Annotated in this window: 11 protein-coding genes and 1 pseudogene; 4 read left to right on the top strand and 8 right to left on the bottom strand. The window is 41.7% G+C overall.

The annotated features are described in order from the left end of the window. Positions 1-178 precede the first annotated feature (178 nt). Together OK025_RS26760 and OK025_RS06895 are read left to right on the top strand one after the other, a co-directional pair. Positions 179-1,209 (top strand): annotated as a pseudogene (locus OK025_RS26760) (polysaccharide biosynthesis protein). Then, the gene (locus tag OK025_RS06895; protein ID WP_317668852.1) at positions 1,209-1,541 is read left to right on the top strand and encodes a polysaccharide biosynthesis protein; all 333 of its coding nucleotides are present in this window, start codon (positions 1,209-1,211) and stop codon (positions 1,539-1,541) included. Before OK025_RS26760 ends, OK025_RS06895 begins: the two are co-directional and overlap by 1 nt. Before the next feature lie 265 nt (positions 1,542-1,806). Here OK025_RS06895 and OK025_RS06890 read toward each other — a convergent pair whose 3' ends face one another. From OK025_RS06890 to OK025_RS06860, 7 genes are all read right to left on the bottom strand, one after another. Beyond that, the gene (locus tag OK025_RS06890) at positions 1,807-2,349 is read right to left on the bottom strand and encodes a DUF3347 domain-containing protein (protein WP_317668851.1); all 543 of its coding nucleotides are present in this window, start codon (positions 2,347-2,349) and stop codon (positions 1,807-1,809) included. Positions 2,350-2,352: 3 nt separating this feature from the next. After that, a complete protein-coding gene (locus OK025_RS06885) occupies positions 2,353-4,815 on the bottom strand; it encodes a zinc-dependent metalloprotease (RefSeq protein ID WP_317668850.1) in 2,463 nt (820 codons plus the stop codon). 19 nt (positions 4,816-4,834) lie between these two features. Beyond that, a complete protein-coding gene (locus OK025_RS06880) occupies positions 4,835-6,259 on the bottom strand; it encodes a RagB/SusD family nutrient uptake outer membrane protein (RefSeq protein ID WP_317668849.1) in 1,425 nt (474 codons plus the stop codon). 12 nt (positions 6,260-6,271) lie between these two features. Beyond that, positions 6,272-9,877 (bottom strand): SusC/RagA family TonB-linked outer membrane protein, encoded by a 3,606-nt coding sequence (locus tag OK025_RS06875; protein ID WP_317668848.1) that lies wholly within the window; start codon positions 9,875-9,877, stop codon positions 6,272-6,274. A 34-nt stretch (positions 9,878-9,911) separates the two neighbouring features. Continuing rightward, the gene (locus OK025_RS06870) at positions 9,912-11,057 is read right to left on the bottom strand and encodes a FecR family protein (RefSeq protein ID WP_317668847.1); all 1,146 of its coding nucleotides are present in this window, start codon (positions 11,055-11,057) and stop codon (positions 9,912-9,914) included. A 56-nt stretch (positions 11,058-11,113) separates the two neighbouring features. Then, on the bottom strand, positions 11,114-11,698 hold the full coding sequence (locus OK025_RS06865; RefSeq protein WP_317668846.1) for an RNA polymerase sigma-70 factor: 585 nt from the start codon (positions 11,696-11,698) through the stop codon (positions 11,114-11,116). Between the two features lie 181 nt (positions 11,699-11,879). Next, positions 11,880-12,209 carry a helix-turn-helix transcriptional regulator gene (locus OK025_RS06860; protein ID WP_317668845.1) on the bottom strand — a complete coding sequence of 110 codons (330 nt, stop codon included), beginning with the start codon at positions 12,207-12,209 and terminating at the stop codon, positions 11,880-11,882. Between the two features lie 122 nt (positions 12,210-12,331). On the opposite strand from OK025_RS06860, the gene OK025_RS06855 reads away from it, so the two are divergent. Further along, positions 12,332-13,420, top strand: a complete 1,089-nt coding sequence (locus tag OK025_RS06855) for an ATP-binding protein (RefSeq protein ID WP_317668844.1) — start codon at positions 12,332-12,334, stop codon at positions 13,418-13,420. 11 nt (positions 13,421-13,431) lie between these two features. Here OK025_RS06855 and OK025_RS06850 read toward each other — a convergent pair whose 3' ends face one another. Further along, entirely contained in the window at positions 13,432-14,187 is a 756-nt protein-coding gene (locus tag OK025_RS06850) for a hypothetical protein (RefSeq protein WP_317668843.1), read from the bottom strand. Between the two features lie 305 nt (positions 14,188-14,492). Here OK025_RS06850 and OK025_RS06845 point away from each other — a divergent pair, with 305 nt between their 5' ends. Beyond that, complete coding sequence (locus OK025_RS06845; RefSeq protein WP_317668842.1) at positions 14,493-16,103, top strand: TlpA disulfide reductase family protein; 1,611 nt, start codon at positions 14,493-14,495, stop codon at positions 16,101-16,103. Positions 16,104-16,207: the final 104 nt, after the last annotated feature.

Here is a 16,207-nt window from a genome sequence, read left to right as displayed (position 1 = left end):
CACAACCTTCGTTCTCGCATGCCGCTTTTCCATTCTCTGATACACAGCTTCTTTTTCATACATTAATCGTGGGTTTTGGAATGACCTACAGCCTTGTCCTTTATAGGGCCATGTATCATGAAATTATGTGGGGTAATAAAACAACCTTATTCCGTTCATTTTGTTTGGTGCAGGAAATATGGGCAATACGACCTTCCACTTTATCCATACGACCTCACGCGATAAATATCGGATTTTAGCGATCATGGACGATAATCCGCATCGTATTGGTAGTCGAATTCAAGGCTTTAGAATCCATGATGTTAATAAGTTGAATAAAGAATTTGTCGATAGGCACGGAAATGCCGCAGAGCTAATAGTAGCAATCGATAATAGGTCTCCCGAGCGATTAAGCAAGGTCTTTAAGTTGGCCGAACCTATTCCATTAATCGTCAAAATTATCCCAGATATGGCGCGCTTAATGGCTGGTGAGGTGGCAACAAGACAGATCCGTAGTTTACGTATAAAGGATTTGCTGGGACGTAAAGCAATAGATCTGGACAATCCTGCAATTGCGGCCGAAATGAAAGGGCAGGTCGTATTGGTAACAGGGGGAGCCGACTCCATTGGTGGGGAACTGGTTCGTCAGCTTGCACATACGGATTTAAAACAGCCTATTGTAGTCGATCAAGCAGAATCTTCTTTGTATGATATTCAACAGGAATTGAGCTCAATAGCAAATTTTGGACGTTGTGTTTTTATGGAAGGCAGTGTCTGGGATGCCTATTTATTGATACGCTGTTTCAGTTCTATAGACCGACATACGTCTTTCATGCAGCCGCTTATAAACATGTGCCGTTGATGGAAGCGAATCCGTACGAATCCATCTTAACAAACATGTGGGGTTCCTATAATGTAGCGCAATTGGAGGATCAGTATGGCGTATCCAAATTTGTCATGGTCTCCACCGATAAGACAGTCAATCCGACCAATGTCATGGGGGCTACCAAACGTGTAGCGAAAAGTGCTATATCGACGGTGAATATAAACTCCAAAACCAATTTCATTGTCACACGTTTTGGCAATTTACTGGGGTCAAATGGTTCTGTAATTCCATTATTTGAAAAACAGATACTCAAAGGCGGACCTTTAACGATTACCGATCCGAATATCACCCGTTATTTTATGACTATTCCTGAGGTTTGTCAATTGGTACAGGAGGCTGCGTAATGGGGAAAGGAGGTGAAATATTTGTCTTTGATATGGGGGAGCCCGTTAAGATTATGGATCTTTCAAAGCAGATGATCCGCTTAAAGGGTTGCAATTATCGCGAAGATATTGACATTAAGATTGTTGGCCTCCGCCCGGGAGAAAAGATTTTCGAAGAACTTCTGGCGAATGGGGAGAACACGGAAAAGGTCTATCATGATAACATTATGATTGCGAAAGTTAATACGCTAGATTTAGCATTACAGCAGGCAATAATTGAACAATTATGTGCATTTGCGCAAATTGCAGATCCTAACGCTGATAAAATGAAATTAAGTGCAGCTGGTGAATGACATCGTACCGAAGTTCCATTCTCAGAGTTCGGTATTTACGTCGTTGGATCGGTAAATTTTATTTTCCCTTGGGCAGCTCGCGCGAGGTGCAAGGCCATAAAGCCGATAAAAATCTTAAGTAAAAGCCAGCCCACTATAACTCAGTAGGCTGGTTTTTTTTATAAAACGATCTGACCGTTAATGATCGCTCTCCTTACGAAAATGGCCACAGGGCAATTTTAGTAATCCCGAATTCTTTTTTCGAATTTCTAAATCGCGTCACGCTTTAATGGCAGGCCACGGGCTCCGGGTAATCCGCTGTAGCCATTCCCTTGACCAATTGGCCACAGTGCCGCATCGATGCTGCGTAAGGATTTTCAATCGCCTTGTCGTAACTTAACCAATAGCCTTTTTCCATTGGGCAGTACTGTAAATACACCGTTTCATCTGTACATTTCATGGTCTCCATAATGGTGAATAAGGATTTTGTGACGGCAGAAAAGGACTGCTTCATAACCTTCATGTCCGTTGCAGATTTCAAGCCTATAGCATCGGTCTTCATTGCCTGGCTTACCTTTTTCAGACGCATCATGTCATCGATCTGCAAGCCTTTTAGCCGAAAATTCTGTACTTCCTTTTCGAATTGAACGGAGTGTGCTTTACTGGCAGCAAAATTTTCCTCCATGATATCTTTTTTTACTTCCATGTAGGCATTAAATAACCGGTCGCGTTGTTCCTGTGCAGCATCCTGTCCGTGACTTGATTGACAGGAGATCATCATCAGGCCGATTAAACAGCTGATGTAAAGTGCTTTGAAGTTATTTTTCATCTTTTAGTCTTTATTTATTTGATTTTGAATGCGTTTAATTTCTGACAGCATGAGCGCAAGATGTTGTTTACTTAATGGATCTGTCTGTTGTGTGGAAAGTTGATTGATTGCTGCTACTAATGCGCCCAGGTAATTTCTGACATACAGCTGTACATCGCTACGTTGCGCCTGTGATATGATATCGGATCCTGATGCTATTTTGGGGTTGATGATCTGATTTACTTTTTCTAGAAAAAAACGTTGTTGTGCACGTTTAAAAGCATTTATTCGAACGTCTCCTCCCGGCAAAGTCCATATCGTTCCCCCGATATCGTTCAGATATTCATCAAGTCCGTAAGGTCTCTGATTGGTCAGGGATTTCATATAGATATTATAGAGCATTCCTGGGCTCATCAACATATTAAGCATCTGCTCTTGTTGATCACTTATTTCCTTGTTTGCATCTTTTCCGATCAAATCCTGAATATCTTTGGGATACAGCCACAGGGGTGGGGTTAATACGTTGTCGCTCACATACTGCATGGCAGCTTTTACCTTTTCTCGTGGAATTGCGGCATATACAGGACCTTCTTGACCACGCACTTTTTTTGTAATCTCCTGACTACCGATGTTTTTCAATACGTGGTAGAGATAACGGTCGAACTGTGCGCGCACCGCTTTATGCATATCTTTTAGATTACTGTAATCATCTCCAGTTTCGGCAGTCCATGCTATCAAATTGGAAACGACTCTTTTCAGATTTTTGATACCATAGCTACTGGCCAACATCGAGTCATCACCGAGATCTTCCTTCTGACTGCGTGGATCCTCTTCGTTTCCTTCACCGCCAAACCACAACTTGGGGTTCGCCGTCAGGCTGTCCGTCACTTGTTTCGACAGGTAAACTCGTTCATCTTCTCCACTTGAAAATTGTGGAAGATACTGATAACCCCATTGAATGGCCCATTTATCATAACTTCCAATACGCGGATATATACCCGCGAGCCCCACCTTATCCTCCGGTTGCGCGACATAATTGAAACGAGCATAGTCCATGATCGATACCGTATGACCATTTTTTTCGACCCACTTTTTGTCGCGCAATTTCTCTACGGGCGTTTGGCTGCTTGCTCCCATGTTGTGACGGAGACCTAAACTGTGCCCCACCTCGTGCGACGAGACAAAACGAATTAATTGGCCCATCACCTCGTCATCCAACTGCATTTTTTGTGCAGCCTTATTTAAGGGCCCAACCTGCACCATAAACCATTGCTGCACGAGTTTCATCACATTATGATACCAGCCCACATGGGCTTCGATAATCTCGCCACTTCTGGGGTCTGAAATTCGCGGTCCGTAGGCATTGGCCTTTTCGGAGGCAAAATAACGGATCACAGAGAACCGTGCATCCTCCAGGCTCATCGTCGAATCCTGCTCAGGCCATTCCTTGCCGACAATGGCGTTTTTAAATCCAGCCTGTTCAAATGCCTTGTTCCAGTCATTGATTCCGGCAATCAGATACGGACGCCATTTTTTTGGCGTTGCTGGATCAATATAATAGACAATTTGCTTTTGAGGTTCTACAAGCTCTCCTTTTAAATAACGTTTTACATCCTTCGCTTGGGGTTCAAGACGATAGCGCTGTATAAAATTTAAGGCTTTGGACCGTTGATCTTTATCGGTAAAGAGGATATACTTGTTGGCAAAGTAGCCTACCCGGTCATCGTATATCCGTTTTTTCATCGGCTCTTTTGGCAACAGCACCATGGAGGTGTTGGTTGTAAAAGTTAAGGATCCTGTCAACATAGCTGCAGGAGTACCTGATGTTGAGGAATATGTTTTTGTCGTTTTTACTTCCAGGTTGATCGGAAATACCTTCATGTCGGTAATGAAAGATCGATCGTCGGCCAGAGCGGATAGCTTATTTTCGCTTTTTAGCTTGCTATCAAAGGAAACTGCAGCATTGTCTTTTCGAAAAAGATCAGTTACCTCCACTAAATAGCTGTTTTTACCTGCGTTAAGTCCTTTGATATCCATAATAGCAATAATTGGATCTTCTTGAGACTGTACCAATGCAGTCCGAATGGCATCGTTTTCCGGTGCATCCTGCTTATAAATTGCTGCTCGAAGCTGTATGCGGTCGCCCATTCCTTTCTCAAAGTAAAGTGTCTGCTCATTTAGCTTCTCGCCACCATACATCGGAAACCCCTGTGGAGCCGATACCAAGCGGGTTACGGTCAAAAAATAACGGTTTAATAAACTGTCGGGTATGTCCAGATACCACTTCCTCTCCGACTCGATGACGTTGAAAACGCCTGAGCGAGCAATTTTTTGCTTATTTACAATCTTATTATAAGCTTCATGGAGATCATTTTTTGATTTTAGCGTATCTGTTTTAGCCGCTGTCTTATTCGGGATCTGCTGCGCTTGAACTATTGCTCCAGACAAAAGCAAGGCGAGGGTACTAAAGATAATTTTGTTTTTCATGTGTTTGTTATAGCATCTATTAAAACGGTACAGCTTCGTCTGTATTTAACCGCAAGTTTGGGTTTAACTTCATGACATCCAATGGAAATGGAATAATGTACATTCTGGAGTTTGGCGCCAGTGTGTAGGTCTTTTGTTCGACAGTCTTATTGACAATCGGGAATACGCGGACAAGTGTTTTCGCATATTCTTTTTCAAGATTCAAACGTTTCAGATCAAAGAAACGATGGAATCCGATAGGTAGCTCCCGCCGGCGTTCGTTAATGACCAGATCCATGGTTTCCTTTCGTGTAGCAGGGACAGCCAATAAGGCTTTACTTCCTTCGATCCGATTCTTGCGTAAGGTATTTAACATATCTATGGCTTTGGCATATTGATCCTGACGTGCATAACATTCGGCCAACATCAAGTAGATCTCCGGTGTTTTCAGCCCCACAGTAGGGAAGAAAAAGGAGGTATACTTTACATTGTAATAACTTGCTCCGGCGCCAATATCCAGAAAACTAGCATTGGATTTGGTATAAAATAAACTAAAGCGCTTATCTTCCTGATCAAACATGCTCGTCAATTCTGGACTTAAGATATAACTGTAGCCAAAGTTCATTTCCGTGTAGCCGTTCACATACATATAGCTTAATACCTCGGGGTTGTTTTCGGCGAGGATAGGGGTTTTGCTTGGCCCGCCTAACTTCTCATACTGCACCAGGTCGATGAGCTGGCCATTCAGCTGCATGGCTTTTTCGGCAGCGGCTTGTGCTTCCTGAATTTCTCGTTTGAAAAGATGCACCTTCGCTTTCAATGCATAAGCAAAGGCCAGCGAGGGGTGATAGGGGTTGGTGGGTTTCTCCTGCAGATGAGGTATAGCATCGTCTATATCTTTTTGGATAAAATCGTATACCTGCTGCACGGTTGATTTTGTTGGTTTGGCCTCCAGATCATATTTATCCATAATGCAGACACCGCCGTCCTGGGCTGCTGTGCTGGCATCATAGGCTTTGGCGTAGACATTGATCAGGTGGAAATAATCAAAGGCCCGAAACATCTTGGCCTCGGCTTTGGCGAGAGTCTTTAATTGGCCATCACCTGTACTTTGGTCGGCCAAAGAAATAATCATGTTCCACTGTGCAATGTATTTGTAGCACTGGTTATAAAAGCTTGATGCGGTGAGTTGGCTTACCCGGTCTTCCTGTTCCTGAAATAGAAAGTTGATGGTATTGATATTGGGCGTCAAACCAATGACATTGGATTCTTTGAGGTATTGATCATCGACCAGATACTGAAAGTTATTGATCGGATAACCTCTATTCGGATAGGCGACCAAATCGTAATAATCTTGAGCTGTACGCACCAATTGTGAGCCTTTGGGTGTTATATCAAGGTATTTATCGCAGGCAGTAAAGACCACTAGAGTCGCACATGCTGCCATTAAGGTTTTTATAGTCATCGTAGATTCGGGTTAAAAAGTGAGTGAAAGTCCCATCAGGAATGATTTGGCCAGGGGCAGATAGCGCGTTCCGCTATTGAGCGAGTAGGATTCTGGATCGATATCATTGCCGGCTGCGCTCCATGTCCATAAATTATTGACCTGCGCCGTTAATCTGACGTTTTGCATCCCTGCTTTATGGGCCAATTGTTTGGGCAACTGATAACCAACGGCTATGTTCCGAAGCTTGATATAATCAGCCGACAGAATCTGCTGATCACTATAGCGCCATAAAGTGGATAAGGTTCCTGCGGAAGAACGTAGGTTGTCTGGATAATCGACCAGTAAACGGGGGTAATCGTTATTGGCTCCTTCTGCCCATCGGTTCACCAAGCCAGCGTTTGTGAGTTCATCACTTGCCAGATCGATGGCATCTTTACGTAATTTATGTCCGCCGGAGAAGACAAACATGGCCGAAAGATCGAATGCTTTATAGCGTAAGCGCTGATTGATAGACCCTGTGTATTTTGGGAATAGCGTGCCCATGTCGACCAACGCGTCGGGCGAATTGATCGCATTAATTTTTGTAGGGGTACCGTTTTCATCAAAAATAACATTGGATTCGCCGTTTTGATCCAAAAAGTAAGGGTAGCCGTTCACCATGCCGCCATAGCGGTAAGCCAGGACAGCGTTGTAGCTTCTTCCTTGGAAAAAGTAATTCGTTGGTGAGCCAACATAGGACTGTGCGGTAGCGGTTAAGCCGTTGACTTTCTCGACCCTGTTTTTATTAAAGGAAAATACCAGTTGGGTGCTTGCTGTTAAATCTTTCCTTTTAAGCCACACAGTATTGATGTTAAACTCAATCCCTTTGTTGCGTAATGCACCATTGTTGATAACACGCGAATTGGCACCTACAGTTGGGTCGAGAACAGCACCGATCAACAAATCGGAGCTGTAGCGATTATAGGCATCAATACTAGCTGACAGGCGGTTGTCGAAAATCGAAAAATCTACACCGAGGTTTGTCGTTGTTGTTTTTTCCCAGCGCAGCATGGGGTTTGGTAATGATTTTTGTTCCAGATATTGCAGGTAGGGGAAAAGTTTATCGGATTTCCAGGTAGCCGTACCATAGCTTGAGCTTTCTTGGTCCACATTACCGGTAATACCGTATGTTGCCCGTAGTTTGAGGGAATTCAACCAGTCTTTATTTTTCATAAATTCTTCGTTGCTGACATTCCAGCCTGCTCCGACAGACCATAACGGACGGTACTTAAACTTCGGATCTACCCCAAAGAGATCGGCCTGATCCACCCGTATGCTTCCCGTGAGGTTGTATTTGTTGCTATAAGTATATCCGGCATTGGCGTAAAGCGAGGTGAAGCGGTGTAAGGTTTCCTTTTGTGCGACGCCATTCAGGTCGCCCAGGCGGACATTCCCCCCGTAGATATAGCTGGTGATACCAGATTTACTCAATGTGGCCCAGTCGATGGTGGTGGAGGTCAATGTGACGGGATTGTAGCCCACAAGTAATTGTTGGATAGGGCGCGGTACATGCGACTGGCGCATCTCGAAGCCGGCTAGGGCGGTTAGCTGATGTTGGCCATATTGGCCAAAGGTATTATCATAATTAAATTGATTCCGGAAGGTATAGTTGTACCGTTTGGATTCGAATTGATAGTAGCGGCCTCCTGCTGGTAGGTTTTTCGTGTATACTCCTGTGGCAGCATTATAGCTCACCATCGCGTTTGAGGCAACACGCATCATGTAGCTATCTTCGTCGTAGAAACTTTCACGGGATGCTTGTCCCAATTCATAGGAAAACTGCGTTTGAAAAGAGAGGCCTTTGTAAATAGTGGCCCGCAACGATGTAAATGCGCGAAGATTTAAACTCTTGTTACTCTCGATACCTTCGCCTAAGGCTTCAAGGACATTAAAGGATGTACTTTTTAAATTTCCGTTTGCAGCGATCTGTTCTGCTGTCTCACCGTTTATGGCCGATCCGGGCCCGATAGAACTTGAAAGATCAACGTAAGGCGCATAGACTAGGTTGCCATTTTCATCTTTAATGCGTGTATAACGAGGCTGTAAGAAAAGATCATTGTAAATGCCATCCGTTTCTTTATTTACGGAATATGTGCCGTTCAATCCCACTGTTGCATTCAACCATTTGGTTATATTAAAGGCCGATTTTAGATACAGGTTAAATTTGTCGTTTTTTTCGTGGACAACCTGTCCTTTTCCTTTGTCGTAGTTGAAGGATACAAAGGTGTTGCTTTTGGACGAATTCTGGGAAATACTTGCATTATACCTTTGGCGTGTTTCATTTTGCCAGACATTGTCGGTAAACTCCTTGATGTAATCGTTGTTCCGCCAGGTATTTATTGTTGCGTCCCGTTCTTGCTGATTAATTGTCCCGATGGACTCTTTACGAAATAGATCGTACAGCGGTGAATAGTATTTTAAGCTTCCACTACCCAACTTTCCATAGTAATTGAACAAAGATTCGGTATTCGCATAGCGCGAACGCTCTTTGTTGTAAACATCAATTTCGTAGTCGATCAGATCGGACGTACTGGCATAATGCATTTTGGCGATATCCGGTTTCTGCGTAATGAATTGATCGACATTAAAGTTGACGGAGACGCCTTGCCCTTTTCCTTTTTTTGTGGTTACGACAATAACTCCATTGGCTGCCCTGGCTCCGTAAATCGATGCAGCTGTTGCGTCTTTCAGCACGGTCACAGACTCTACGTCATAGGGGTTGATATCGTTTAAGGTGAGCTCGGTGGGTAAGTCGTCAATGACGATGAGCGGATTGGTGGTCACGTCACTGGAATAGGTACCGATTCCGCGAAGTACGGGATTGTCTGCAGCAACGCGCGCGGGGTTTTTGATATAGGTCAACCCAGCTACTTGGCCTTCCAGGGCGGAAGCCAAATCGACATTAATCTGTTTGTTTAACTGGTCATTATTGATCATGGAATAAGCTCCGGGACTACGTTCTTTACTGATTCGTTGATAACCCGTGATCATAATTTCGTTGAGCATTGACTCCTTTGTGCTCAACATCACGCGGACCGGTCTTGTTACTTGCTCGGGACTGAAACGCATGACTTTTTCATTAAAAGAGACATGTCTAAACGACAATTGGATCTCCGGGCTTGTCACGTTCAGCTCAAAATCACCATCGCCCGAACTCATCGCCTGGCTATTGTCCTGCAGGTTATGGATCGACACACCGGCAATGGTATTGCCCAGACTGTCGATTACTTTTCCGCGTACAAGCTGACTATTGGTCGATACAGTTTTACGATAGAGAATAATCCGTTTATTCTCAAGGCGGTAGCTGAAAGGTTGATCCTTAAACAAAATGGATAAGGCATCTTCAATGCTTGATAGTTTGAGGTTGACACTGATGGGACGGGCGGTTTTTAATAGGTTGCCGTCGAACACAAATTCATAGCCATAGTGATCCGATAGGCTCGTAATGACCTCTTTGACATTGGCATTTTTAAAGTTCAATTCGACCTGCTGTGCATGTAATTCATAGGGGTCGATCATGCTCATCAGGGCAATTCCAGCGGCCAAACTCAGGTATTTCCGCAAAAATACCGGTCGCTTTTTGGTTAGGTGTGACATGGTAGATGAAGGTAAATGTACTATTTAGTTGTTTTTATTTTTTGATGGTTGTTTTTAAAACGATCTTTTTATTGTTCAATTGAAAATCTAAGGCGCTCGCTTCATTTAAGAGCCGTAACATTTCCTGTAGGGAGATATTTTTCCGGACCTTCATATAAATCGACCGATCTGTCGGTAGCGCGATGGTATCAACATCAACACCGTACCATCTTGACAGATCAGACAGAATTACGCGAAGTGACTGATCCCGGTAATCAAAGTAGCCGGCCGTCCATGCGACAGCTTGTTTTGGCGTTAGATGTTGGATATGTATTCCTTTTTGATCGGTTACAGCTGTTTCCCCTGGACGAAGTATCATCCTTTCAGCTGTGCCCGATTTACTTAAAGCGATCCGTCCAGACAGGAGGGAAGTGGTAACATGGCCATCGCTTGCATAATTGCGTACGTTAAATACGGTTCCGAGCACTTCGACTTTTGCAGCACCAGCAGTTACTGTAAATGGCCTCCGGGCATCATGAGTGACCTCAAAATATCCTTCACCGTCTAAGGATACGTCTCTTTTGACGGCATCAAAAGGAACCTGAAATTTAAGGGTGGAGGCGGCATTCATTGTGATCTTAGTACCATCTTCCAGAACAAGCCTAAAGTCCGAATTGGGGGTATAGATCGTTTGCAAGCTTGGATTTTTGCCAAGCGCCATTACTTTTACGGTTTGACTGTCGATACGGGAAAATGCAATGTCCCCTATCTGCCATACAGAATCAGTCTTGGGCAATATGGCAATTTCTTTTCCGGACTTATCTTTAACATACAATGTGGGTGCTGAAGGCGCAGTGACATCGGTAGTTTTTGGGCCTTGTCCCAAATAAAACCAAGTCGCCAATCCCGCTACCAACAAGATCGAAGCTGCTGCCCACCATTGCAGTCTTTGTCTTAATCGGATCGGCTGGTTCTTGGGTTTGTTTAGACTCTCTTTCAAACGTTGCTTTACAATGGCAATATGCGGAGCAAAGGATTGTTCGGTTTGCTCCTCCTCAAAGACATTCGAAGCAATCGAAGTTAGACGTTCCAATTCTTCGTCGCTGGCATATTCAAAATAATGCAGCAACCAATCGAGATCCACCCGATTAATACGTCCCTCTAAATAGCTCTTGTAAATATTATCTATTTTTTTTGCCATATCTATAAGTTAATACGCAACTTATTAGCAAAAACACTATCGTAATCTTGATTTTTTTAAAAAAAATAGAATGCTACAAGAATCGCTAAAATTTCATCATAATGGTCTTGTACAAATTGGCGGATATGTTGATTGGATTTGACCATGGCATTACTCACTGTCGAAACAGAAATGTTCAGTTTTTGCGCAACTTCTTCGTAACTTTTCTGTTCAAGTTTACATAAAATAAAAATTTCTTTTCTACGCTCACTTAAGGTATCGAGTGCTCTTTCTAATAACGCGGCCTGTTTCTCATGTATATCACCCTCTTTTTCCATGATGTAGAGCTGCTCGAAATGTTGGTATAAGTTTTCCTGCATCGCGGTTTCTTTGGCTAATTTTCTATACCAAGAAATAACATCATTTTTAGCTATGGTAAAAATCCACGATTTAAAGCTTCGGTTTGGATCGATGCTGGCTCTTTTTTGCCAAACTTTCAGAAATACATCTTGCACGATCTCTTCACTGACCTGCTTATCTTTAACCATTCGAAAAATAGTGGAAAATAAGGCTTGACTATACCGGTCATATAAAGCAAAAAAACACTGTTCGTTTCCATTGGAGAGCGAAATCAATAGCTTATTTTCTGCAGTAGCGTCCATTGTAGAATTTTCAAAAGGCCAGATGGTATGCTGTTTAAACAGCTAATCAGCGATCAAATTTACAAATTTCAACGTAATATTAAGAGCAACAGCTTTCATACGGATATCTATATACAGTTAGCGTTTTAAGATTAAAATGATATATGATATGAATGCCTGTGTAGAGAATCCACTGGAAGTTTCAATCCTTATACAGCTGACTATAGAGATCGATAGCTTTTTTCTGAAGCTGGATTATTTCCTCTTCCCGTTCTTTCAGCTTTTGCTGAATTGAAGTTATTCCGTCAACATAATCATTTACGTCATCTGTTTCAGAAAAAGATAAAAGCTGCACCGCTGTAAAATTAAATAACTTGGCGATCTGGATTAATCTGGAGAGGTTAAGATCGGTAATGCCGGTTTCTATTTTTGAAAATGCGGGAATGGAAATCCCTAATTTTTTTGCTACATCCTGTTGGCTCCAACCTTTTTGGTGCCGAAGTAACCTAATTTTTTTTCCTACTTTATTCATCTTAAACTTTCTTAGAGGTTAAGATACGAAAAAGGGATATAAAGAATGGCATCATTTCTGTTGCTTTATTTTTTTAGAGTTCCCTATATCTATACATTCACGATTGCTAAATTTCTTTCTGTATGCCTTTTGATGAGCACTTTTTGTTGTCTGTTCTGGAGCGGTCTCCTTTAGCCACGGCTATCTATGATAGTGCGGACCTCAATATTGCCTTTGCCAACCAGGCGATGCTGGATACATGGCATGCAAGCAGCTCAATTTTAGGACATACTTTGTGTGCCTGTTTTCCCAGCTTTGAAAAAGAAGGGTTTTCATCTATTTTGAAAAATGTGTGGAAGACAGGGATTACCTATCGTGCCAAGGATACTCCGGCAGATATCGTATCCGGGAGAAATATTATCAAACGGTACTTTGATTTCGAATACAAAGCATTATTGGACGAAAAAGGAAATACTTATGCTATTTTACATTCCTCATGGGATGTGACGGAAAGAAAACTTGCCTATGATAAAGCTGAAAGCCAAAAAGAGCAAATATCTTTTAATAGAAAGCTGGATCTATTATCCAATACCCTTTCACATGACTTAAAAAACCCATTATCTATTCTAAAGATGGGAAATGATATGCTGCGTAAAAATATAAGTCTGCCTAAAGATGTTCAGCAAAAATGGTTCGACAATATGCAAGCTGCCATAGAAAATATTCAGTCTATTATCAACCAAACCCTTCAGCTAAATAAAATAAGAGCTGTCAATCCGGTTAGGGAATGTTTAGAAATGGATAAAAAGATTGCAGAATGGATAGATGAGGTAAAGCTTATTTATCCAGCATCACAGTTGGAGTTTAGATTGGGAAATCTCTACAAGCTGGATGCAGACTGTGGGGTTGCTTATCAGATTTTTTTTAATCTCATTTCCAATGCTGTGAAATATGCCAAAGATACCGAGCAGGATTATCTGGCGATCTATAGTGAAAAGACAAGCAAAGGCATTGTTTACTATTTGGAAGATAATGGGATCGGCATTCCAGATGAAGACCTGGATGTTGTATTTAAAGCCCATGAGCGCGCAAAAAATGCGCTTGCAGCACAGGGCTCAGGGATAGGACTCTCTTTAGTTAAGGAGTTGATGGAACGTCTGGACGGTAACGTTAATCTCTCCAGTAAGCTGGGTAAGGGGACGATCATTCGCTTGTTCTTTCCGAATAATTAAGTGTTGTTTCGTTATCGTCCGTTGATAGGGAGTTTGCTGATGTAAATGATCGCTGTATCTGTGGATTTCGGATAAGTACGCTCATTCCCTTTGACAGTCCACTCAAAACGTGTTCCTTCCGCGCCAATATAAAGTCGGTTTTTCTTATCGTGGTAAATATAGTTCAGTTGTCGGCGGAAAGGAAAATCAAGTAGCTGTTCACCTTTATCAGTAACCCTTACTAATTTGTCGGGCTGCATTAACGGACGTCCATATTCTTTGTCGATGATTTCTTTCGGCTGCGGGATGATTTTGTAAGATTCGTTTTCACTGATCTTTGTTTCTTTTCGATTGACCTGTATTTTATCATAGACTTCATACCCATATTTGCCCTTTCTGCTCCAATTTTTACCCTGGTCCAACGAGAATAAAGTCGGACTTGTCGAATGGTCTTGGAAATTACTTAAAGCCATCAGTTCTCCCTGATACATACTGAAGCTAGGTATGCCAAATCCAGCATCGTTGACCATTTGCCACGAAGCTCCTTTATCTGTAGTCATATAAATCTTGTACATGGTGGCCACAACCAAGGTGTCGTCAATATTGCCATAAATAGCCGATGTGCCTCTAAGCTGTCCCGGGATACTCAATTTCGTCCATGCAGCATCTCTCGTTTCAATATCGATAAGATCCTTCTGCTCAGAAGGGCCGTCCTTTTGACAAGAACTAAACAACAGGCCGATGGCGCAGACAAAAAGCAGAGGGCGGAGAGGTGTTTTAAATTGCATATTTTTTGCGATTAGAGTAAGCAAGCGGTGTGATTTTTAAGTTTTGTATAATTTTAAAGATAGTTATAATAACTGAAAGTTATTGCATGGTTCAAATTTTATTTCTCTAGCAGTTAGTATATTATATGCGGCTGCTGCTCATAAGTCTTCCTATCGGAAATTTATCTAATTGGATGAATAATCAATCTATTGTATCTATTCAAAAATTGGTTTATTCCTATGGGAAGGGAAATTTAAATTATAACCATTTTATTCGTTGTTGTCTAAATGAAATGATTAACTTTATGGAAACCAATAGCCTAGTTATGAAGTTATCATTACTTTCTTTATTTACTTTCTTCTTGTTGTCATTTGCTATAGCGCAATCATCTGCTGAAAAACCGCTTAAAGTTGATCCAAATGACTGGATAAAGCAAAAGCTGGCGGATGCTAAAGTGAAAAAAAATCTAGTATCGTATAAAGACAAATTTTTCCAATTTGATACGGTACGTTTAGTTGGATTTATCGAAGGTTATAGTCCTGCATTAGAATTTACAAGTGGTATTATTTATAGCAGTAATGAGCTGACTCGTGAAGATTATCCGACTACCGTACAGGTTTATCCTGATGGTCGTTTTGAGGCGAGCTTCTTGGCTACTAATCCGAAAACTAGTTACCTTAACTTTAAAAATGACCAATTTAAATTTTATATCGAACCGGGACAGACGCTAGCGTTGCGATTTCGCGTTACAGCAGATCAAAATTTAGCGTTAATGGGTTTTGAAGGCCCTCTTGCTGCCGAGAATCAGCTGCTTGTAGGCTTTGATTGGGGAAATAACACCCGTGCCTTTTATCAGGGCATGGAAAGGCGTTTGAAAGAGCAACCAATTTCATCAATAAAAAAGCAACTCTTGACAGCTTGGGATTCGGTGCAAAATGAAGTAAAGGGACGGTTAAAGAAATCAGATTTTTCACCAAAAATAAAAAATATAGTCCATACGCAAGTTGCGCTCATGTATGCAGTGCAATTGATGGATCTGCAAATGTATCGAAAGAATTACCTAAGTAACAATCCTACAAATGCCTTCCTAAAAGAGCCACTACCCAGTGATTATTTTAATTTTATAGCTCGCTTAAACTTAAATGATCCGGCTATTTTGGTACAGGATGAGTTTTCAACCTTTATTAACCGATTTGAGTATTCTACACTATTTAGTCGTGATGTCTATTATGATGCCTTAAATAGTCAACGTAAAGGGAATTTATATTTGGTATTGGATTCGGCAAATCAAAAATCTAACCCAACGATAGCCACTACGTTGGTCTCGGAAGTTGCGAAACTACGTACCTTGCGGTCTGCATTAAATGGTGCAGCTGATACAGTTGGGATAACAAAAACTACAGAACAATTATTGGCCGTGTTAAAAAATAGAGATTTAAGGTATGAAGCGCTTCAACTGGCGGAACGTGTGAAGAAATCCAAAAACGGCTATTTGCTACCCCATACAACTGCTGCAACTATTTTTAAGAGCATGACAGATAAATACCGTGGTAAAGTCGTTGTTGTGGACTTTTGGGCACAGTGGTGCGGCCCATGCCGCTCCGGTATTGAATCGTCGCAAGGAAAACGCTTAAAACTCAAAGATAATCCTAATTTGGCGTTTGTTTTTGTGACGGACGTCGATGGAACTCCAGATATGGAGTTTTATAAAGATTATATCGTTAAAAATAGCATGTTTGAATCCTATCGGGTTTCTGCCGATGAATATAGAGCATTGCGTGAATTATTTAAATTTAACGGAATTCCGAGATATGTACTGATGGATCCTGATGGTCGAATTAGAAGTGATAATTTCCAAATGCATAACCTGACAACTGAACTTCCAAAAAATTACCCACAGCTTTTTACGTATCAACAGATGCAAAGGATCAACTAATTCGGTGTGAAGTAATAACTTTACTTTTTAAACAAAAATACTAATTATATTAGTATTTTATTTTGTTGTTTCCTATCTTTGTACTGTTAACCAATTAATAAATA

The sequence above is a fragment of the Sphingobacterium sp. UGAL515B_05 genome (assembly GCF_033097525.1).
GTDB lineage: Bacteria > Bacteroidota > Bacteroidia > Sphingobacteriales > Sphingobacteriaceae > Sphingobacterium.
Note: the sequence above shows the minus strand (reverse complement) of the source record. Positions and strands in the feature narration are given on the sequence as shown.